At 72.3% G+C, this 21,311-nt stretch carries 11 protein-coding genes, 1 tRNA gene and 2 pseudogenes; 10 read left to right on the top strand and 4 right to left on the bottom strand.

The genetic code is table 11. From position 1 onward, the window contains the following. Window positions 1-153: 153 nt before the first annotated feature. The gene (locus ACFV1L_RS03565) at window positions 154-816 is read right to left on the bottom strand and encodes a TetR/AcrR family transcriptional regulator (protein WP_380362488.1); all 663 of its coding nucleotides are present in this window, start codon (window positions 814-816) and stop codon (window positions 154-156) included. Between the two features lie 129 nt (window positions 817-945). On the opposite strand from ACFV1L_RS03565, the gene ACFV1L_RS03560 reads away from it, so the two are divergent. The 4 genes from ACFV1L_RS03560 (at window position 946) to ACFV1L_RS03545 (ending at window position 7,246) form a co-directional block, all read left to right on the top strand. Continuing rightward, window positions 946-2,661 carry a carboxyl transferase domain-containing protein gene (locus ACFV1L_RS03560; protein ID WP_380362486.1) on the top strand — a complete coding sequence of 572 codons (1,716 nt, stop codon included), beginning with the start codon at window positions 946-948 and terminating at the stop codon, window positions 2,659-2,661. A 92-nt stretch (window positions 2,662-2,753) separates the two neighbouring features. Beyond that, window positions 2,754-5,006 (top strand): acetyl/propionyl/methylcrotonyl-CoA carboxylase subunit alpha, encoded by a 2,253-nt coding sequence (locus tag ACFV1L_RS03555; protein WP_380362484.1) that lies wholly within the window; start codon window positions 2,754-2,756, stop codon window positions 5,004-5,006. Further along, a complete protein-coding gene (locus ACFV1L_RS03550) occupies window positions 5,003-5,998 on the top strand; it encodes a hydroxymethylglutaryl-CoA lyase (protein WP_380362482.1) in 996 nt (331 codons plus the stop codon). Before ACFV1L_RS03555 ends, ACFV1L_RS03550 begins: the two co-directional genes overlap by 4 nt. A gap of 57 nt (window positions 5,999-6,055) precedes the next feature. After that, window positions 6,056-7,246: an acyl-CoA dehydrogenase family protein gene (locus tag ACFV1L_RS03545; protein WP_380362480.1), complete on the top strand. Its 1,191-nt coding sequence runs from the start codon at window positions 6,056-6,058 to the stop codon at window positions 7,244-7,246. Between the two features lie 101 nt (window positions 7,247-7,347). Here the strand turns inward: ACFV1L_RS03545 and ACFV1L_RS03540 are convergent, their stop codons facing one another. Both ACFV1L_RS03540 and ACFV1L_RS03535 read right to left on the bottom strand, forming a co-directional pair. Next, window positions 7,348-8,142, bottom strand: coding sequence for a hypothetical protein (locus ACFV1L_RS03540; protein ID WP_380362478.1), 795 nt, complete (start codon window positions 8,140-8,142; stop codon window positions 7,348-7,350). A gap of 2,577 nt (window positions 8,143-10,719) precedes the next feature. Next, window positions 10,720-11,157 (bottom strand): annotated as a pseudogene (locus ACFV1L_RS03535) (universal stress protein); the annotation flags it as partial. 1,265 nt (window positions 11,158-12,422) lie between these two features. On the opposite strand from ACFV1L_RS03535, the gene ACFV1L_RS03530 reads away from it, so the two are divergent. The 5 genes and pseudogenes from ACFV1L_RS03530 to ACFV1L_RS03510 all read left to right on the top strand — a co-directional run bounded on the left by ACFV1L_RS03530 (window position 12,423) and on the right by ACFV1L_RS03510 (window position 17,952). Then, entirely contained in the window at window positions 12,423-13,367 is a 945-nt protein-coding gene (locus ACFV1L_RS03530; protein WP_380362476.1) for an HAD family hydrolase, read from the top strand. A 1,332-nt stretch (window positions 13,368-14,699) separates the two neighbouring features. Further along, window positions 14,700-15,695 (top strand): annotated as a pseudogene (locus tag ACFV1L_RS03525) (helix-turn-helix domain-containing protein); the annotation flags it as partial. A gap of 815 nt (window positions 15,696-16,510) precedes the next feature. Continuing rightward, complete coding sequence (gene orn / locus ACFV1L_RS03520; RefSeq protein WP_380362474.1) at window positions 16,511-17,113, top strand: oligoribonuclease; 603 nt, start codon at window positions 16,511-16,513, stop codon at window positions 17,111-17,113. Between the two features lie 114 nt (window positions 17,114-17,227). Beyond that, a tRNA-His gene (locus ACFV1L_RS03515) sits at window positions 17,228-17,303 on the top strand. Window positions 17,304-17,505: 202 nt separating this feature from the next. Next, window positions 17,506-17,952 carry a DUF4442 domain-containing protein gene (locus tag ACFV1L_RS03510; RefSeq protein ID WP_380362473.1) on the top strand — a complete coding sequence of 149 codons (447 nt, stop codon included), beginning with the start codon at window positions 17,506-17,508 and terminating at the stop codon, window positions 17,950-17,952. Between the two features lie 347 nt (window positions 17,953-18,299). Here the strand turns inward: ACFV1L_RS03510 and ACFV1L_RS03505 are convergent, their stop codons facing one another. Then, complete coding sequence (locus ACFV1L_RS03505) at window positions 18,300-19,364, bottom strand: LacI family DNA-binding transcriptional regulator (protein WP_380362471.1); 1,065 nt, start codon at window positions 19,362-19,364, stop codon at window positions 18,300-18,302. 401 nt (window positions 19,365-19,765) lie between these two features. On the opposite strand from ACFV1L_RS03505, the gene ACFV1L_RS03500 reads away from it, so the two are divergent. Then, on the top strand, window positions 19,766-21,088 hold the full coding sequence (locus ACFV1L_RS03500) for an ABC transporter substrate-binding protein (protein ID WP_380362470.1): 1,323 nt from the start codon (window positions 19,766-19,768) through the stop codon (window positions 21,086-21,088). Window positions 21,089-21,311: the final 223 nt, after the last annotated feature.

Raw genomic sequence — 21,311 nt, 5'->3', positions numbered from 1 at the left:
ACCCGAGGTCGAGCTTCCTTCCCATTCACAGCCTGCCCGCAGCACGCGGTGGTGCGCCTCCTACGGTCGGCTACACCTGCATCGGCCGATCGCCCTAGGCGGGGGTGCAGCCATCTTCACGCCGGACGGTGAACACACCTGTAGACCTGCAGGTCAGGCAGGTGTGCGCGGCGCAGCGACCTCCGCCGCGGCCGCCACGAACGCCCCCTGGGCCAGCGCTCGCAGCAATGCCGCCATGGCCTCCCGGGTCAGGCCGGCCCGCTCGGCAGCGGGGTCCACCGGGGCGGTCTGGGGTGCGGCGCTGTGCGGGGTGGAGTTCAGCAGGCCGAAGACCGCGTGCACGGCGGCACGGGCGACCGGCTCCGCCTCGGCGGCGGCCAGCGCGGTGAAGGCCTCGCGCACCACCGCCACCCAGAGTTCCACGTAACCGCGCTGAAGGCGGCGCACCCGGCGGCGGTCCTCCTCCTTGAGGTGGAGCAGCTCGCGGTCGTGCAGGATGATCAGGTCGCGGTCGTCCAGGGCGAAGTCGATGTGGCCGTCGATCAGGGAGTCCAGCGCGGCCTGCGGGCCCGCGGCCGAGCCGGCGCGACGGCGCCCCTCCTCCAGCAGGCGCTCGCTGATGCCCACCAGGAGGTCGGCGAGCATCGCGTCCTTGCCCGCGAAGTGCCGGTACAGGCCCGGCCCGCTGATGCCGACCGCCTTGCCGATCTCGTCCACGCCGACCCCGAGGAAACCGCGGGCGGCGAACAGCCTGGCGGCCTCCTTCCGGATCTGGTCACGGCGTGGGAGCGCGGGGGCGGCGGGGCGGTTGGGCATGCTGCCCATCGTAGACAGTCGGGTTATCGCTGGTTAACCTGGCCACAGAGTTAACGCTCATTAACACGGGCTGGCCGGCTCGCCCTTCGGCCTGCCCGGATTCGAACCGAGGGCAAGGGAGCTCTTGGGATGGTCCCCTCTTCGGCACCGACCTCATCGTGGTCTCCGGCTTCGTCGCAGAACGCTGCCGCACAGCCGCCACTGGTACCGCTGTTCGGTGCGGCCGCCGCACCGGCACCGCGCCTGGAGAGCGCGGTCGACCCGGCGTCACCCGCCGGGCTCGCCAACGCGCAGGCCCACCGGGCGCTGGTCGCCGAGCTGCGCGAGAAGCTCGCGGCTGCGGCGCTCGGCGGCGGCGAGAAGGCGCGCGCCAAGCACACCGCCCGCGGCAAGCTCCTGCCCCGCGACCGGGTGGACACCCTGCTCGACCCCGGCTCGCCGTTCCTGGAGCTGGCCCCGCTGGCGGCCGACGGCCTGTACGACGGCGCCGCCCCCGCGGCCGGCGTGATCGCCGGCATCGGACGGGTCGCCGGGCGCGAGGTCCTGGTGGTGGCGAACGATGCCACGGTCAAGGGCGGCACCTACTACCCGATGACGGTGAAGAAGCACCTCCGGGCGCAGGAGGTGGCTCTGGAGAACCGGCTGCCCTGCATCTACCTGGTGGACTCGGGCGGCGCCTTCCTGCCGATGCAGGACGAGGTGTTCCCCGACCGCGACCACTTCGGCCGGATCTTCTACAACCAGGCGCGACTGTCCGCCGCCGGGATCCCGCAGATCGCGGCGGTGCTCGGCTCGTGCACCGCGGGCGGCGCCTACGTCCCCGCGATGAGCGACGAGGCGGTGATCGTCCGCAACCAGGGCACCATCTTCCTCGGCGGCCCGCCGCTGGTGAAGGCCGCCACCGGCGAGGTGGTGACCGCGGAGGAGCTCGGCGGCGGCGACCTGCACTCCCGCACCTCCGGCGTCACGGACCACCTGGCGGAGGACGACGCGCACGCGCTCTCCATCGTCCGCACCATCGTGGCCGGGCTCGGCCCGCGCACGCCCAAGCCCTGGCCGGTCGCCCCGGTCGAGCCGCCCGCGGTCGACCCGGCCGGACTGTACGGCGTGGTGCCGGTGGACCCGCGCACCCCCTACGACGTGCGCGAGGTGATCGCCCGGCTGGTCGACGGCAGCCGCTTCGCCGAGTTCAAGGCGGAGTACGGCAGCACCCTGGTGACCGGCTTCGCCCGGATCCACGGGCACCCGGTCGGCATCGTCGCCAACAACGGCGTCCTGTTCGCCGAGTCCGCACTCAAGGGCGCGCACTTCATCGAGCTGTGCGACCAGCGGGGCATCCCCCTCCTCTTCCTGCAGAACATCACCGGCTTCATGGTGGGCCGCCAGTACGAGGCCGGCGGCATCGCCAAGCACGGCGCCAAGATGGTCACCGCGGTGGCCTGCACCCGGGTACCGAAGCTGACGGTGGTGATCGGCGGCTCGTACGGCGCGGGCAACTACTCGATGTGCGGGCGGGCCTACTCACCTCGCTTCCTGTGGATGTGGCCGAACGCGAAGATCTCCGTGATGGGCGGCGAGCAGGCGGCCTCCGTCCTGGCCACCGTCCGTCGCGACCAGTTCGAGGCCCGGGGCGAGGACTGGTCCGCGGAGGCCGAGGACGAGTTCAAGCGCCCGGTCCGCGAGCAGTACGAGCGGCAGGGCAACGCCTACTACGCCACCGCCCGGCTGTGGGACGACGGCGTGATCGACCCCATGCAGACCCGGACCGCGCTCGGCCTGGCGCTCACCGCCTGCGCCAACGCCCCGCTCGCCGAACCCCGTCCGTACGGCGTCTTCCGCATGTGACGCCCGCCGGGGGCCGAGCCACGGATCGGTCACCACTCCTGATGCATCGTCAACTCGCTCACCCGTTCTTCTCGCAACGGAGGCACACCTCCATGTTCGACACCGTGCTCGTCGCCAACCGCGGCGAGATCGCGCTGCGGGTGATCCGCACCCTTCGACGGCTGGGCGTCCGCTCGGTCGCCGTGCACAGCGACGCGGACGCGGACGCCCCGCACGTCCGGGCCGCCGACCTGGCGGTCCGGCTCGGGCCCGCCGACCGGAGCGACAGCTCGGCCGCCGAGACCTACCTGCGCACCGACCTGATCCTGGACGCCGCCCGCCGGACCGGCGCGCAGGCCGTCCACCCCGGCTACGGGTTCCTCGCCGAGAACCCCGCCTTCGCGGAGGCCTGCACCCAGGCCGGGCTGGTCTTCATCGGCCCGCCGCCGGCCGCGGTGGAACTGATGGGCGACAAGATCAACGCCAAGGAGGCCGTCCGTGCCGCCGGCGTGCCCGTCGTTCCCGGCAGCGAGGACGGTTCGCCCAGCGACGAGCAGCTGATCGAGGCGGCGGCCCGGATCGGCTACCCCGTGCTGCTCAAGCCCTCGGCCGGCGGCGGCGGCAAGGGCATGCGCCTGGTCCGCGACCCGGCCGAGCTGCCCGCCGAGCTCGCCGCCGCCCGCCGGGTGGCCCGCACCGCGTTCGGCGACGACACCCTGCTCCTCGAGCGCTGGGTGGACCAGCCTCGCCACATCGAGGTGCAGGTCCTGGCCGACACCCACGGCCGGACCGTTCACCTCGGCGAGCGCGAGTGCAGTCTCCAGCGCCGCCATCAGAAGCTCATCGAAGAGGCTCCTTCCGTCCTGTTGAACGCTCGGACCCGGGCCGCGATGGGCGCGGCCGCGGTACGTGCTGCCGAAGCCTGCGGCTACACCGGCGCCGGCACGGTCGAGTTCATCGTTCCCGGCGCTGACCCGGCAGGGCCCGACACCGAGGACGTCCTCGACTTCTTCTTCATGGAGATGAACACCCGCCTCCAGGTGGAACACCCCGTCACGGAACTGGCCGTCTCGGTCGACGGCCCCGAGGGACCGCAGCGGCTCGACCTCGTCGAGTGGCAGCTGCGCGTCGCCGCGGGCGAAGCCCTGTCGTTCACACAGTCCGACATCTCCTTCCTGGGCCACGCGATCGAGGCCCGCATCTGCGCCGAGGACCCGGAACGGGACTTCCTGCCCACCGGCGGCCGAGTACTGCTGCTGGACGAACCCTCGGGCGAGGGCATCCGGGTGGACTCCGGAATCGCACCCGGCGACCGGATCGGCAGCCTGTACGACCCGATGCTCGCCAAGGTGATCGCGTACGGGCCCGACCGCCCGACCGCGATCCGTCGACTGCGGGCCGCACTCGCCGAGACCCGCATCCTGGGCGTCACCACCAACACCGGCTACCTGCGCCGGCTGCTGGCTCAGCCCGAGGTGGCGGCAGGACGGCTCGACACCGGTCTGGTGGAGCGCAGCGCCCAGCAGGACCCCTCCGTGCTGAGCTCTCCGTACACCCGTCCCGAATCGGTCGACCTGCTCCACTTCGCCGCCGCACTGGTGCGACAGCTCGAACTGGGCCCCGCCGACGCCTCCGACGGCTGGACCGACCCCTTCTCCCTCCCTTCCGGTTGGCGACTCGGTGGCGAAGCCGCGTGGACCACGCACCGGCTCCGGCTCGCCGGCCGCGAGCCGGTCGCCGTGAGTTGCCGAATGACTACCAGCGGTGAATCCGAGAGCGCCAACGGTTTTTCTGCCGCGGCCACTCCGGAGTGGGAGGTCCGACTCGACGGCGGTCCGATCCGGAGAGCTCGCGCGACTCGCGACGGAAACCTGCTCCGCCTTGCGGTGGACGGCCTGCAGGCCGTTTTCACGGTCGCCGAGGAGCGCACTGCCGAGGGCATCACCCACTGGCTCGGCACCGACGGAGACGCCTGGCCCGTTCACCCGTTCGACCCAATCGCCGAGCGCGCCGCCGCCGGCACCGCGCACCACGGCACCCTCACCGCTCCGATGCCCGGAACCGTCACCGTGGTCAAGGTGGAGGCCGGTGAGCGGGTCCGCCGCGGCCAGGCGCTGCTCGTCCTCGAAGCCATGAAGATGGAGCACGTCATCTCCGCTCCGCACGACGGCACCGTCGAGGACCTGCGAGTCACCGCCGGTGCGACCGTCGCGATGGACGAGGCCCTGGTGGCCGTCGCCCCGGACGACGAGGAAGCCGACACCACAACGGAACCTGACGGCAGCACCACCGCCGGAGGGGAAGCCGGTGTCAGTGCCGGTGCGGAAGCCGGCACCACCACGAAACTGCCGGAGGCTGCACGATGACCACCGACTCCGACCGATCCGCGCCCGAACCGACCGTGCTGGACCTCGGCCTGCCGGATCCGGTGCGCGACCCCGATCTGCCCGCCCGGGTGCGCATCCACGAGGTCGGCGCGCGCGACGGCCTGCAGAACGAGGGCACGCTCGTCCCGGTCGACGTCAAGGCGGAGTTCATTTCGCGACTGGCCGCCGCCGGGCTGCGCACCGTGGAGGCCACCAGCTTCGTCCACCCCAAGTGGGTGCCGCAGCTGGCCGACGCCGAGGAGCTGATGCCTCGGCTGGCTGAACTGCCCGAGCGCCACCCGGGGCTGCGGCTGCCCGTCCTGGTGCCCAACGAGCGCGGCCTGGACCGGGCGCTGGCCCACCACGTCGGCGAGGTCGCGGTGTTCGCCAGCGCGACCGAGACGTTCGCCCGGCGCAACCTCAACCGCTCGGCCGACGAGGCGATGGCCATGTTCCGGCCCGTGGTGGAACGCGCCACGGCCGCGAGCGTGCCCGTCCGCGGCTACCTGTCCATGTGCTTCGGCGATCCGTGGGAAGGGCCGGTCCCGATCGCCCAGGTGGTCCGGCACGGTCTGACCCTGCTGGACATGGGCTGCACCGAGTTGAGCCTCGGCGACACCATCGGCGTCGCGACGCCCGGCCAGGTCAAGGCGCTGCTCGACGAATTCACCCGCTCCGGTGTTCCTGTCGGCCGAATCGCAGTGCACTTCCACGACACCTACGGACAGGCGCTGGCCAACACGCTGGCCGCGCTCCGATCCGGCGTGACGGTGGTGGACGCCTCGGCCGGCGGCCTCGGCGGCTGCCCCTACGCCAAGAGCGCCACCGGCAACCTGGCCACCGAGGACCTGGTCTGGATGCTGCACGGCCTGGGCATCGAGACCGGCGTCGACCTCGCGGCACTCGCCGAAACCAGCGGCTGGATGGCGCGTCAACTCGGCCGCCCCAGCCCGTCGCGGACCGTCCGCGCCCTGCTCGGGCCCACGGCCTGACCGCTGACTCCACAACCCTCACCAGGCCCACCAGGCCTCGATCCCGGGAGGATCACCGTGCTCGACCACCGGCTGAGCAGTGACTACGAGGAACTCCGCCGCACCGTTGCGGAGTTTGCCAACGACGTGGTTGCGCCGAAGATCGGCGAATACTACGAGCAGAATGAATTCCCGTACGAAATCATTCGGGAAATGGGGCGGATGGGCCTGTTCGGGCTGCCCTTCCCGGAGGAGTACGGCGGCATGGGCGGCGACTACTTCGCGCTCTGCCTGGCCCTGGAGGAGTTGGCCCGGGTCGATTCCTCGGTGGCGATCACTCTGGAGGCCGCGGTCTCGCTCGGCGCCATGCCGATCCACCTCTTCGGCACCGAGGAGCAGAAGCGCGAGTGGCTCCCGAAGTTGACCTCCGGTCAGATGCTCGGTGCGTTCGGCCTGACCGAGCCCGAGGGCGGCACGGACGCCGGCGGGACCCGCACCACCGCGCGCTACGACGAGGCCACCGATGAATGGGTGATCAACGGCAGCAAGTGCTTCATCACCAATTCCGGAACCGATATCACCGGCCTGGTGACCGTCACCGCACTGACCGAACCGCTCACACATTCGAGTGACGGGGGTGTAAATGGCTCGCCCAGCAGGGAAATCTCCTCCATTATCGTCCCCACTGGAACCCCCGGGTTCCAGGTGTCGAAGAAGTACTCGAAGGTCGGGTGGAACGCCTCCGACACCCGCGAACTGTCCTTCTCCGACTGCCGAGTTCCTGCGGCCAACCTGCTCGGCCGCCGGGGCCGCGGCTACGCCCAGTTCCTTCGCATCCTCGACGAGGGCCGCATCGCCATCGCGGCCCTGGCCACCGGCCTGGCCCAGGGGTGCGTCGACCAGTCCCTGTCCTACGCCGCCACTCGCCGCGCCTTCGGCCGGCCGATCGGCGCCAACCAGGTCATCCAGTTCAAGCTCGCCGACATGGAGATGCGCGCACACACCTCCCGCCTGGCCTGGCGGGACGCCGCCTCCCGGCTGCTGCACTCCGAGCCCTTCAAGAAGGAGGCAGCCATTGCCAAGCTGTACGCCTCCGAGGCCGCGGTCGACAACGCGCGCGAGGCGACCCAGATCCACGGTGGCTACGGCTTCATGAACGAGTACCCGGTCGCCAGGTTCTGGCGCGACTGCAAGATCCTGGAGATCGGCGAGGGCACCTCGGAGGTCCAGCGGATGCTCATCGCGCGCGAGCTCGGCGTGAACTCCTGAACCACCCAGCGGGACAGCCCTGCTGACGGGCCAACGCCTGTGGGAATGCCGGCCGGACCGCCGCGTCCCGGCCCACCCGCAGACCGGTCCGCCGAGCGAGGCTAGAACGGCGGCAGCGCCGATCCCCCGGCATCGGTGTCGATCTGGTCGTACCGCTCCAACGCCAGTTGGAACGCGGTCGGCTGGATCCGCACCGCGCCGGAGAACGGGCCGCTCATCACCGCCACCATGCTCACCCCGAACGCCACGGAGGCGCCTACGAAGCACATCAACATCAGGTTCCGGGTGTTGGCCGTCAGCCCGATCACCGAGGGCGTGGCCAGCACGAACACCGCACCCACCAACAGTCCGCCGATCGCCACCACCGGCACGGACGCCCGGATGTCACCCAGCCGCGCGTTCCGCTTGGCGTTGACGTCGGACAGGCTGCGCAGCACATCGGTCCGCGCACTCGTCTCCGCCGTGGTCTGCACCGTGGCGCTGTCGACGGCGGCCCGCACCTGGTCGATCGCCAGCCAGGCGGCCTGACTGCCGGTGTCGTGCTGCATCGCCTTCCACTCGTCGTCGATCACCACCTTGGTGTAGTTCCGGAGACGGTCCCGCACCGCCGCACGGTCGGCGGCCGGCAGGCTGCCGGCGTTCCAGTAGGCCTCCGCGAGAGCCCGCGACTCCTCGTAGGTGTGCTGGCGGGCCGAGTTCAGCTGCTGCCAGGTGCCGGCGATGCTGAAACCCAGGAAGAGCGCGAAGAAGCCGAGGATCGCCGCCCCGGCGAAGGACAGCGCCTGCGGCGTTGTGGACCCCTCCCGCGCACGCTTCGTCCGCCCGAGCAGCATTCCGATGACCAGCGCGAGCGCCGCACCCGACACGGCGGCAATGGCGACGATCAGCATCGCCACCACCCGGCTCCGCGGGCCTGGACACCCGGCGTCGCAGCCGCCGTCCCGCCACGGAACGCTCCCGGCAGGCGGAGATCGAACGCGGCCACCGGCCGCACACCTTTCCTTGCCTCGCTCCTTGACTCGACAAGAGTTGCGCCTACAACAGCCCTCGGCGTCACCGGGTCGGTCGCGGTCACACTGTCATCCGGTCGGATCACCACACCGCGTGCGCTCACCATCTCTACCCATCCACCGTTGCCAGCCGTCTCCCATCGCCAGCCGTTCACCGTCGCCACCGACCCCGGACGGTGAACGCCGCCGCCAGCACGCACAGCACAGGAAGGAGAATCACCAGCAGCAGCATCATCACCTCGGTGATGTCCCACGGGTTGTTGTCATCCTGGTCGGGGCTCCAGTAGTCGTCGCCGGGTTGGGCCTGCGCGCCCGGCGACCGCCCGCCGGCGGAGGCCCCGCCGCCGGGGCTCCCTCCCGCGCTCGCACCGCTCGCACCAGCCTGGCCCGGCCCGGTGACCGCGCCCGCGCCCGCGCCCGACCCGAGCGCAAGCGCTCCACCTCCAGCCGGCGCACCCCCCGGCTTCGTCCCGGCGGCTCCAACCGGGCTGCCCCCCGGCGAAGTTGACGGGCCAACAGTGCCCGGGGCGGCGAATGGCGAACCGGGCAGCGCGAAGGCCGTTCCACCGGGTAGCAGGGCGGGCGCCGCTCCGGGCAGGAAGGGCGTCAGTGCCTGGCCTGCGGGGGCGGCTGCGGGACCGGCTGCGGCTGCGCCGGCAGGGGCCGCTGCGGCGGGCTGCCCTTGGGCCGCTGCGCCGGCTTGCTGCCCGGCCGCCGCGGCAGCAGCCGCCACTCCACCCGCCGCTGGGGCAGAAGGCGGCACCGGTACCGGCAACAGCCCGGCTGCGGCGGCCGCCGCAACAACCGCAGCTGCCTGTCCCGCAGCGGGCGCGGCCACGCCCGGAGCGGCGGCAGCCACCGCGGCCGCACCGGCCACCGCACCAACGCCAGTACCAGCGCCCGCGGCAGCACCCGTCCCCGCACCGGCCGCCGCAGCAGTGCCTGTGCCGGCGCCCGTACCGGTGTTGGTGCCTCCGCCTGTGCCCGGGGGCGGCCCGGCAGCGGGCGCGGTGGGCGGTGGCTCCGGCGCGGTGGGCGGTGGCTCCGGCGCGGTGGGCGGTGGCTCCGGCGCTGCGGGAGGCGGCTCCGGCCCTGTGGGGGGCGGGGTGGGGCTGAGTCCGTCGTACGCTCCGGGTGCGTCTGCGGAGAGCAGCCGCGGAGCCTGCGGGGTGCCGTCCGGTCCGACGGTCGCATCGTCTGCCAGACCGTCGGCACGCGCTGTGCCGGTCTGGTGGCCGGGGCGGGCGGTTCCGCTCGCCTGGCAGTCGACAGGCTGGCCAGGGATGAGGGTCCGACCACCGTCGGGGCCCGCGCAGGTCACTGCTCCCACGCCCGGGAGACCTTCGATCACGGAGACGCCGGTGACCGGGACGTCACCGAACGCCTCCACCCGGTAACGGAGTTCGACGGTCCCTCCGACCACGGTCAGTGCCCTCGTCGCAGCACGACGAGCACCGTCGGACGGAGCGGCATCCGACGCGGCATCCGACGCGGCAGACGGCGCGGCTTCCAGCGCGCGCCTCGGCACGGAGCGGGAGGACACGCCCGTGCCGCTGGGCGCTCCCAGTCGTGCGAGTCGGAGTCCGGAGGTAATGCCCAGGTAGCCGGTGGGTGCGTCGGCGTGGGCCTGCGGAAGGCCGTTGGGGGCGTCGGCGGTGGCGACCACCTGGGCGGCCTGGTCGCCACCAACGGCGGTGAAGGAGGCGGTGCAGTCCAGGCTGCCACCCGGTGGAATGCTTCCGTCGGCATCGCACTGGGCCTGGCCGCCCGGAAGTTGAGGATCACTCAGAACGACTCGGGTGAGCGCGTATTCGGCATGGTTGGTGAGGCGGTAGGTGCGGGCGGCCACCTCTCCGGCCCGGAGTCGCACATGGGGATCGATGCTGCTGTTGGTGCTGACGCTCAACGTCACGGTGTCGCGCACCTCACCGCCCCGGTGGGTGCCGGGTCCCGGGGCCCAGCCACCGCCGAGGAGAATCGGTACCAGCAGGGCAGTCCCCAACGCGGGCGACAGGGGGCGGCGAGCCGCGGTCGCCGCCGGGCGGCGTCGGGCTGCTGGTAAGCCGATATGACGATGGGTCACTTAGGCATGGTCCGCCAGGCTCAGGTTCAGTAGCTGGCATGACGCACACGGCAGCCCCGGAACGACTCCTTCGGCCGTATCCGACCGCCTGCCCGCCGCCACCCACCCACAGGACCACATCAACGCAGCACCGAGCGACGACACCGACCGACCGCTGACGACCACCGCTGGGGAACCGCCCGCCGACAGCTGACCGCCGATGCTCCCGGGTGGCCGATTCCTCGCACCCACTTCCGGCCATGACGCACACCAGCCGCACGACGAACGGGCAGCAGCCACATACGGCTGGCGTCGGGCGATCGCCGGATGAACAGCGGGCCGCAGCCCGGGCGGACCGGGGTCGGCGGTCGGGGTCAGGGGTCTGGAGTCAGGGGTCGGGGTCAGGGGATGACGATGACCGGACGGTTCGCGCGGCGGGCGAGGCGCCCGGAGACCGAACCGAAGATCTTCCCGAGCAGTCCGTGGGTGCTGCCGACCACGATGGCGTCTGCGGCGTACTCGCGGCCGACCTCTTCGATCTCGTGGCAGATGTCCCCGCCCCGCTCGACCAGAATCCAGGGGACACCGGAGAGAAAGTCGGCGCAGGCGAGTTCGAGGCCGAGGATCTCGGTGCGCTGGTCGGGCAGGTCCACGAAGACTGGCGGCTCGCAGCCGGCCCAGACAGTGGCGGGGAGCCGGTTGGCGACGTGGACGATCACCAGACCGCACTGGGAACGGCGGGCCATGCCGATGGCGTAGGCCAGGGCGCGTTCGCTGGAGAGCGAGCCGTCGAAGCCGACCACCACGCCGTGCTGGAACTTGGGGTCGCAGGCGCGTGAGCCGTGCTCCTGGAGCCGGGGTTCGCCGTCGCCGTCGCGGCGGCCGACGGTGGGACGGGAGCTGTCGGTCATCGCGTCCTCCGCGGTACCGGGTCGGGGGCCGGCGGCAGGGTCCGCCGCGGTGCCGGGTGTGGTGGGGGTGCGGTGGCGCGGTCCGGTGCCCCACCGGTCCGGGTGACGGCGACGAGCGGGTCTCCCGAACACGCCCGCGCGCCCGAGCAGCATGGCCCAACTCGCCCGGCCCGAGCGGTCGGACGGCTCCTCGGTGCCACCCGGCCCCACGTCTCCGAGCCCGACGCTCCCGAGACCGACGCTTCCAGCACCGCTGCCCCCGGCACCGCTGCTCCCAGGTTCGCCGCCCTCGAATCCGTCGACGCCGAATCCGTCGACGCCAAATCCGTCGATGCCGAATCCGTCGATGCCGAATTCACCGATGCCAAGTCCATCGCCTTCGGCCCGGTCGCCTCCAGCCCGGCCTCTGCCGTCCTGGCCTCCGCCGTCCTGGCCGGTGCCGTCCTGGCCGGCGCGGGCTCCTCCGCTTCCAGGGGCGTCAACGCCCGAACGGCGTGCCGGGCCGGACCCCGGCGGGGCGCCGAGGAACTCGGTAGCGGACCTGTCGTCCCGCGGACTGCCGTGGGCAGAACCGGAAGGCTCTCGACCAGCCATGGCTCAAAACTCTTCAACCGGGATGGGCCTGCACAGGGGGACACGGCGGCGGACCGCCCTGGCCCGGGGAGAGGCACGACCGCGATGGCGAACCGTTCGGAAACGACTACCACCGTTGGCGACCTGTGCCTTTCAGAGTACGGCGCGGAGCGGGCCGCACCCAGCGGCGAGGCCCTACGTACGACCAGGTTCCCGCTTGTGGGGGAATCACACGCCGGCGCGTGCGCCCCTCCCGCGGCGGGTTCCATGGAGCTTGACCGACGACCCGCAGTGCGCGCAACAGGGCAGGCACACAACGTGATCCGACTGTCATCGTCAGAGATCGCCGCTGACCGTAGAGGGTGCAGCTGAACGGCGACAACCGTCAACACATGGCGGCTTGCCGGTCGTTCTCGAACGACGTCGGTGGTACGAGAACAGACCCCGAGCCGGGGCGAGTTGCGGGTTGGAGCTCGCCGGGCGGTGCGGAGGCCGGCCATTCACCCGATCATGGTCCGAGTTGGGTGCGAACCCGCCGCTTTCGGCCAATTCGTGGGAATTCGATTTCCCTTTGGCAATTGCCACGTGCATATGGGCCACCCGCTGGCAGCATGCTCGGCATGCCGCTGCTCCTTCTCGACCTCGACAACACGTTGCTGCCCAGGGATGCCGCATTCCGGGCGTGGGCGGAGGACTTCCTCGCCGAGTACAACCTGCCCGCCGGTGACCTCGACTGGTTGGTCATGCTCGACGGCAGCGGCTACGTGCCGCGAAGCACCGTACTGGGAGCGGCGAAACGCCGCTACGGCATCGACCGGTCGGTCGAGTCGATGCTCGGCCACTATCGCCTGGGCATCAACTCCCACATCAATTGCCCCGATTCGCACTTGAGCGCGTTACGCGCGGCCCGCGAGGCCGGTTGGACTCTGGGGATCGTCAGCAATGGCGGGACGCGACCCCAACTGGAGAAGATCCGACTCACCGGGCTCGCCGCGCTGGTGGACGGCTGGGTCATCTCGGAGGAGGCCCACTGCGTCAAACCGGATCCGTTGATCTTCGAAATCGCCGCCCGGCGCTGCGGGTTCCGCCCGGCCGGCGACTGGACCGCCGAGACCTGGATGGTCGGCGACTACGGTCCGGCCGACATCGCCGGCGCCGAGGCCACCGGACTGCGCAGCGTCTGGCTGCACCACGGCCGCCCGTGGGCCGAGCGCGGCTACCGTCCGACCGTCAGCGCTCCCGACCTGCCGGAGGCGGTGCGACTGGTCCTCGGCACCGCCGAACGCCCCACCGCCGCCCGGAGTTCCGCCGCCGCCCCCGGCCGCAAGCGCCCACCCCGCACCCGACTGGCCGTCCCGGCGTCCCGGCTGGCCCCCACCCCCGTGTCGAGCGGGCCGACCGCGCCGTTCACCCGCTCCACGGCGATCACCAGGGCGGTGCCCCTGACGCCCCTCGGACCGGTCGCCGCTCCCGCCAAGTCACCAGCCGCGCCGGCCGCCGCATCAGCGTCCCTGCCGACCGTCGCCCAAAGCCGCTGGAGCGACGCCGCGACGGCCGCCGGCTGACAGCCGCCGACTGACGGCCGAGAGCGGTGACCGGAAGCCCCATCGGGCCCCCGCCCACGCCGAGTTGTCGCCCGGACGGTCCCCGAGGGCCAGCACCGCACCTGACCCTCGCCAGCTTTTGTCGGCCCCGCCCCTCAGCACCCCTCCGCCAAGGGCCCGCCGCTCCACCGAGCCCTCCGGCGAACCGTCACCGGCCGCCCAGCCCCGCCCAGGGCCCAGCGCGCCGCCCCGCCCCGGGAGTTTGGGCGGCCTCCACGCACACCCCGCCCCCGCACTCACCCGCGCACCCCCGCACCGGCCCCATCAGGTCCCCCCAGCCCTCCCCCCGCAGGGCCCGCGTCCACCCGGGAAGCGCCTCCTCGGCGGGGGGTCGGATTCGGACGATTGTGCGGCGCACCGCTCCGCCGCCCGGCGTTCCGGATGGGGCCGGCGATCGATGGTGCCCCTGGGGCAGAGGGGGCTGCTGGGGTTGGTGGGGCGGATGGGACGTGAGGCGTACGAAGTGACGGAGTGTGAGGTGGGAGGCGGTGGGAGGCGGTCGGGGGTGGCTGGTTCGGGTTGGGCCGGGGGGCTGACGGGGCGCGGGGATCTTGGCTCAGGTGTGCGCTGTGGCGCGTGGGAGCTGGGCTCACGCCCCCGATTTGAACCGTACGTTTTCGGCCAACTTGCGGGCCCGACCCGCCGTTCGGGCAAAGCTGCAGCACACAGCGGCAGGCGGGTGCGCCTTTGGCGGAGGAATCACGAGCAGGTCGTGCGACAACCAGCCACGGTTGTCCGCGCCCCCTTCACAGCGGGGTCGACGGGTGCCACGCTTCGTGATCGAATGCTTCACGCCAAATTGCCATGTCGACATAGCGTCGGATGGTGAACTTGTCACAACAGCAACGGTCCACCAAGTAGATTCGATCTTGGCTCGCAGAGCGGCAGCCGAGACCACCACACCACCGAGGGGGCTGGAGCGCCTTGAGCAGGGTGAGCAGGAGCGACGCGGGTCCTGAAGGCGGCCGCCAGCCGTCGGGCCTTCCCGGTGGCGCAGCAAGACTCGGCAAGTTCGGTGGCGCGTCGTCCGGTTCGCTCGGCGTCGGGCCGAGTGGACACCAGTCCTACAGCGGTGGCGCAAGTTTGACGTCGGGTCAGTACAACCCGGCCACCGCCCCGCAGTCGTCCGCCACCCTCGCCGGCCATGGCGGCCACGGCGGCCACGGCGGTGGCCTCGCCACCGGAACGTCCGCCCCCTCCGCGTCCACCGCCGGCACCTCCTACACCACCGGCAACGGCATCAACTCCGGCTCCGGGTCCGGGTCGGACGCGCTCGGTGCGACCGGCCCGGGCGTGCTCGGGGCGCCGCGCAAGCTGGCCGGGCGTCGGCGGCGCGAGACGGTCGCGGTGCTGCTGTTCAGTGGGGCGCCGATCTTCGAGAGTTCGATCCCGCTGTCGGTGTTCGGCGTGGACCGGCAGGACGCCGGGGTCCCCCGTTACCGGCTGCTGGTGTGTGCGGGCGAGGAAGGTCCGCTGACCACCACCGGAGGCCTGACCCTCACCGCGCCGTACGGGCTGGAGGCGCTGTCCCGGGCCGGCACCATCGTGGTGCCCGCCTGGCGGTCGATCTCCCAGCCGCCGCCGGTCGAGGCGATCGCCGCGCTGCGCAAGGCGCACCACGAGGGGGCCCGGATCATCGGCCTCTGCACCGGGGCCTTCGTCCTGGCCGCGGCCGGCCTGCTGGACGGGCGTCCGGCGACCACGCACTGGATGTACGCGCCGACGCTGGCCAAGCGCTACCCGCGGGTCCACGTCGACCCGCGCGAGCTGTTCGTCGACGACGGGGACGTGCTGACCTCCGCGGGCACCGCCGCCGGCATCGACCTCTGCCTGCACGTGGTCCGCAGCGACCACGGCGCCGAGGCCGCGAACGCGCTGGCCCGCCGACTGGTGGTGCCCAACCGGCGCGGCGGCGGAGGTCAGGCCCAGTACATCGATCAGTCTTTACCGGAGGAGATCGGCAACGACCCGCTGGCCGAGGTGGTCACCTGGGCGTTGGAGAACCTCAACCAGCAGTTCGACGTCGAGGTCCTGGCGGCCCGCGCCTACATGTCGCGGCGCACCTTCGACCGGCGGTTCCGCACGCTCACCGGCAGCGCCCCGTTGCAGTGGCTGATCACCCAGCGGGTGCTGCAGGCGCAGCGCCTGCTGGAGACCTCGGACCTGTCGGTGGACGACGTCGCCCGCCGCTGCGGCTTCCGTTCGCCGGTGGCGCTGCGCGGTCACTTCCGTCGCCAGCTCGGGGTCTCCCCGGCCGCGTACCGCACCACCTTCCGGGCCCGTCGTCCGGCTGCCGGCACCTCTGCGTCGCCCGCGTCGGGCGGGCCCGGCGGTCAGGCCGAGCGCATGGCGGGTGTGGCGGGTGCCGTCGGGACGGTCCAGGGCGGGCTCGGCCAGCAGGCCCAGGGCTCGGGCGGGAACCTGGGGCTGACGCACGGTCAGGCCACGGCTCCGGCGAGCGGTTCCGGCGTCGGCGCGGGTGGCCCGGCCGGAGCGGCGGGGCGGCAGCGGCAGCGTCCGCTGGTGCCGCCGCAGCCCGGTCCGCCGCCGGGGGCGTTCGGCACGCGCACGCCGGAACGTCCGGGCGACCCGCGGTACGCCGCCCGCCCGACCGGTGCGGGCGCCGGTGCGTCGGCACCGGGCCAGCCCGGCAGTTCCCCGTACCCGAGCGCCCATCAGGGCCCCCCGCCCGCGCACGCGCACGCCCAGCCCTCGCCGGGCCAGCCGGTGCGGCCGAGCGCGGCGTACCCGGGCGGCCGCGGTGCGGCCCCGACGGACCGGCCCGACCGAACGGACCGGGCGGACCGTTCCGCTGCCCTCGACCGCAGCGACCGAACCGATCGCACCGACCGTTCCGACCGTTCCGGCCGTTCCGAGCACGCCGACCGGGCGGACCGGGCGGACCGGGCGGACCGGGGCGATCGACCGGTGGAGCACGCGATCGCGGAGGATGCGGACGGTCAGCAGCCGAGCGCCCGTGGGCAGCGGCTGGCGCACCGCCCGGAGACCGAGCCGGAGCGCGGGGCGCGCGGGACGGCGGAGTTCGGACCGGACGGGGCGCGTACGGTGTCGGGGGCTCGTGATCGCGCCGTAGGGTGAGGGGCGTGAATGACCGCTTGGTATGGATCGACTGTGAGATGACCGGCCTCGACCTCGATCGGGACGCCCTGATCGAGGTCGCCGCCCTGGTGACCGACTCCGAGCTGAACGTGCTCGGCGAGGGTGTGGATGTGATCATCCGCCCGCCCGCCGAGGCGCTGGAGACCATGCCCGAGGTGGTGCGGGAGATGCACACCGCCTCGGGACTGCTCGACGAGCTCGCGGACGGCCTGACCATGGCCGAGGCACAGGAGCGCGTGCTGGCGTACGTCCGCGAGCACGTGCCGGAGGCCGGCAAGGCGCCGCTGTGCGGCAACTCGGTGGCCACCGACCGCGGCTTCCTGTCCCGGGACATGGCGGAGCTGGAGGGCCACCTGCACTACCGGATCGTGGACGTCTCCTCGATCAAGGAGCTGGCCCGCCGCTGGTACCCGCGCGCCTACTACAACAGCCCGAAGAAGGGCGGCAGCCACCGCGCGCTGGCGGACATCCGCGAGTCGATCGCCGAACTCCGCTACTACCGCGAGGCTGTGTTCGTTCCCCAGCCCGGCCCGGACGGCGACACCGCCCGGGAGATCGCCGCCCGCCACCAGGTGCCCCCGGCCTGACCAGGGCTCGGGTCCTGGTCGGCCGGGAAACCCTGGCGCGAGCACCCCTCGGCATCCTGTAGAGTTCTTCCTGTCGGAGCGGGAACGCGAAAGCGTGAAAGCACCGGACAGATGGTGGGCGTAGCTCAGTTGGTAGAGCACCTGGTTGTGGTCCAGGTGGTCGCGGGTTCGAGTCCCGTCGCTCACCCCATCGAAGAAGGGCCCTGGCCAAGGGAATTGGCCAGGGCCCTTCTCGTTGTTGGCATTTCGCGCCCACACCGCCACCACCACCGCCCAGCGCCCTGCCTGCCTGCCTGCCTGCCTGCCTGACAGGTCTTCAGTGGCACCGCCCCGAGGAAGCAGTGTCCCTTCCGTCATGGACGACCAAGCTACCTGTCAGTAACATCGGCGGCATGACCTCTACTGCGATCGGCCAGCTGCTCACCGACACCGTCCCGATGGTGAAGACCCTGCAGCTGGAGTACCTGGAGACCACCGCGGAGCGGGCCGTGCTGCGGCTGCCCGACCTGCCCGAGTACCGCAACCACGTGGGCGGGCCGCACGCGGGTGCGATGTTCACGCTGGCCGAGTCGGCGAGCGGCGCGATCGTGCTGGCGGCGTTCGGCGACCAGCTGAACCGCGCGGTGCCGCTGCCCACCGTCGGCGAGATCTCGTTCAAGAAGCTCGCCCGCGGTGTGGTGACGGCCACGGCCACGCTGGGCCGCCCCGTCGCCGAGGTGCTCGCCGAGCTGGACGAGGGCAAGCGCCCCGAGTTCCCGATCACCGTGGAGATCACCCGCGAGGACGGCGCCGTCACCGGCGTGCTCGAGATCGTCTGGACACTTCGCCCCAACTCCTGACCCGCCCGGCCGCCCCGCCGGCCACTCCCCCACCGACCGCTCCCCGCAGGCCGCCCCCACCGGCCTGCGGCCCGCAAGGCCGGTCGGCCCGCACCCCACCGGCCGGCGAGCCCGGGCCCCACACCCGGCCCCGACCGTGCCAAGCCGGACCCACGGTCGAACCCAGGGCCGAGCACAACGCCCCAGGGCACAACGCCCCAGGGCACAACGCCCAGGCCCGGCCCAGCGCCAGGTCCACCGCCCGGCCCCCACCTACCTGGCACCCGTCCGCACCCTCGCCTCGGCGCAGTCGCACGCGAAGCCGCCCACGCGAACCCGCCTACGCGACCTCGCCCGCGCGAACCCGCCTACGCCGAGTCGCGGACGATCAACTCGGTCGCCAGCACCACCTGCCGCCTGGCCCGGCCGCGTTCGGCGATCTCGTCGAGCAGCAGCCGGGCCATGGTGCGGCCCATCTCCTCGATCGGCTGTCGCACGCTGGTCATCGGCGGGTCGGTGTGCCGCGCCACGATCGAGTCGTCGAAGCCGATGACCGCGACGTCGTCGGGGATGCGGCGCCCGGCGGCCCGCAGCACCTGCATCGCGCCGGCCGCCATCACGTCGGACGCGCAGAACACGCCGTCCAGCTCCGGCCGCCGGTCCAGCAGTTCGCGCATCGCGACCCGGCCGCCCTCCTCGGTGAAGTCGGCCAGGCCGACCAGTTCCTCGTCGTAGCGGTGCCCGGCCTCCTCCAGGGCCCGGCGGTAGCCGCCGAGCCGGGCCTGGGCGACCTCCATGTCCAACGGGCCGGTGAGGGTGGCCACCTGGCGGCAGCCGCGGCGGAGCAGGTGCCGGACGGCCATCCTGGCGCCGCCGGCGTTGTCGGCGTGGACGTAGCTGAGCGGTTCGAGGTCGCCGCGCCGCCCGGCGAGCACGGACGGGATCTCCAGGCTCTCCAGGAGGGCGGGCAGCGGGTCGTCGCGGTGCACCGAGACGACCAGGACGCCGTCGACCCGCTGGGCGGTCAGGTAGGCGGAGAGGCGTTCGCGTTCGCGCTGGTTGCGGACCAGGATCAGCAGCAACTGCATGTCGGTCTCGGCGAGTTCGGCCGAGACGCCGCTGATGATGTCGGAGAAGTACGGCTCGGAGAAGAGTCGGGTCTCGGCCTCGGGGACGACCAGCGCGATGGAGTCGGTGCGCGAGGTGACCAGGGTGCGCGCCGCCCGGTTGGGGACGTAGCCGAGTTCGGCGATGGCGTTCTGGACGGCCTCGCGGGCTTTGGCGCTGACCCGCGGCGAGCCGTTGATGACCCGGGAGACGGTGCCGCGGCCGACGCCGGCCAGCGCGGCCACCTCCTCCAGGGTGGGGCGCGCGGTGGCTCTGCCGCCGGCGCCCGGGTGGAGCGCTTCGGGGCGCTGTGCGGTCGGGCTCATCGCTGCACCTCTCGGTCTCTGTGACGGTTGGGACGGGCGGGGAGGGCGGCACGGTTCCGACGCGCCCGCCCGGCCCCCGTACGGACTGTTCATTGTGGCCGGTCCCGCGCCGTTCACGACCATCCGGGGCGAACTGCGATCGGGTTCCCGGGCGGGGCGCCGCGGAGCCCGGAGCCCGGTGACGCTCCCGGAAACGCTCCGGCAACGTTTGTGTCACCACGTCTTGACACTCACCCCCGCGACACAGCAACCTTCCGGCATGCCAAGTGTGGGAGCGCTCCCACACTGTAGCCACAAATCAGCGCACCAAGAACATCCGAGAAGCGTCAAGTAGCTCCAAGAACCTCTCCGATCCACCCCCGGAAGCCCCGGATCACCACCCGGACAAAGGAGTTCGCCCCATGCGCACCACCACTCGCCCCCGCAGAGCTGCCGTCCTCGCCACCGCCGTGCTGGCCACCTCCGCCCTGCTGCTCACGGCCTGCTCCTCGGGCTCGGACAGCGGCAGCAGCGGTTCCGGCGACGCCAATGCGAAGATCACCCTGACCGTCGGCGACTTCGGCACCTTCGGCTACAAGGAGGCGGGCCTGTACGACGAGTACATGGCCGCGCACCCGAACGTCACGATCAAGTACGACACCGTCCAGGACGGCCAGAAGTACTGGGACGCGCTGACCACCCACCTGGCGTCCGGCAGCGGGCTGGCCGACATCCAGGCGGTCGAGGTCGGTTACATCGCGCAGGCCGCGAACACCCTGGGCGACAAGTTCGTGGACCTCGGCAAGACCGACGGCATCAACCCGAGCAACTGGCTGGACTGGAAGTCGAAGCAGGCCACCACCGCCAAGGGCGCGCTGATCGGTCTGGGCACCGACATCGGCCCGATGGCGGTCTGCTACCGCACCGACCTGTTCCAGCAGGCCGGCCTGCCGACCGACCGCACCGAGGTCGGCAAGCTGTGGGCGGGCGACTGGTCGAAGTTCGTCGAGGCGGGCAAGACCTACCAGGCCCACGCCCCGGCCGGCACCTTCTTCACCGACTCCGCGTCCGGCCTGTTCAACGCCGCGCTGTCCGCCGAGCCGGTGCAGTACTCGGACGCGAGCGGCAAGTTGGTCTACAAGGACAGCCCGGGCGTGAAGAAGGCCTGGGACCTGGCGGTCTCCGCCTCGCAGGCCAAGATCAGCGCCGGTCTGCGCCAGTTCCAGGACCCGTGGAACGCCGCGTTCGCGAACGCCAAGTTCGCCACCGTGGTCTGCCCGTCCTGGATGACCGGCGTGATCAGCAAGTACGCCGGCGACTCCGGCAAGGGCAAGTGGGACGTCGCGGCCCCGCCGGCCGCCGGCAACTGGGGCGGCGCGTTCCTGACCGTCCCGAAGGCCGGCAAGCACACCAAGGAGGCCGCCGCGCTGGCCGCCTGGCTGACCGCGCCGGAGCAGCAGGCTAAGGTCTTCACGAAGGTCGGCAACCTGCCGTCCACCGTGGGCGGTCTGCAGCAGTCCGCCGTCCAGGGCGCCAAGGCCGAGTACTTCACCAACGCCCCGACCGGCCAGATCTTCGCCGCGTCCGCGCAGTCCATCAAGCCGGCGCCGATCGGTGAGCAGGACGGCAACGTGAAGACGATCATCACCGACAACGGTGTCCTCGACATCGAGGAGCACGGCACCGACCCGGCCAAGGCCTGGAGCAACGTCACCAAGCTGATCGACGACAAGGTCGGCCACTGACCCGGGCCGACGCCTGATCCGGATCGCCGACCCCTGACCGGACACGAGGTCCGACACGAGGTCCGACCCCAGGTCCGACCCCAGGTCCGACACCCGGTCCGACACCCGGTCCGACGCCCGGTCCGGATCGCCGACCTCTGATCCGGCCGGACGTCCGTTCCGGGCCGCCGAGGCCCCCTGGTCCGGGACGACGTCCCGTCCGGGAAGACGTCCGATCCGGGCC

The sequence above is a fragment of the Kitasatospora sp. NPDC059646 genome (genome assembly GCF_042734615.1).
GTDB lineage: Bacteria > Actinomycetota > Actinomycetes > Streptomycetales > Streptomycetaceae > Kitasatospora.
The sequence above is the reverse complement of the archived record's forward strand: the minus strand, read 5'-3'. Positions and strand labels throughout refer to the sequence as shown.

Bases quoted from the DNA above. Each gene is read 5' to 3' on its own strand.
- ACFV1L_RS03565 (WP_380362488.1), bottom strand. From the start codon at position 816: ATGCCCAACCGCCCCGCCGCCCCCGCGCTCCCACGCCGTGACCAGATC.
- ACFV1L_RS03560 (WP_380362486.1), top strand. From the start codon at position 946: ATGGTCCCCTCTTCGGCACCGACCTCATCGTGGTCTCCGGCTTCGTCG.
- ACFV1L_RS03555 (WP_380362484.1), top strand. From the start codon at position 2,754: ATGTTCGACACCGTGCTCGTCGCCAACCGCGGCGAGATCGCGCTGCGG.
- ACFV1L_RS03550 (WP_380362482.1), top strand. From the start codon at position 5,003: ATGACCACCGACTCCGACCGATCCGCGCCCGAACCGACCGTGCTGGAC.
- ACFV1L_RS03530 (WP_380362476.1), top strand. From the start codon at position 12,423: ATGCCGCTGCTCCTTCTCGACCTCGACAACACGTTGCTGCCCAGGGAT.
- ACFV1L_RS03510 (WP_380362473.1), top strand. From the start codon at position 17,506: ATGACCTCTACTGCGATCGGCCAGCTGCTCACCGACACCGTCCCGATG.
- ACFV1L_RS03505 (WP_380362471.1), bottom strand. From the start codon at position 19,364: ATGAGCCCGACCGCACAGCGCCCCGAAGCGCTCCACCCGGGCGCCGGC.
- ACFV1L_RS03500 (WP_380362470.1), top strand. From the start codon at position 19,766: ATGCGCACCACCACTCGCCCCCGCAGAGCTGCCGTCCTCGCCACCGCC.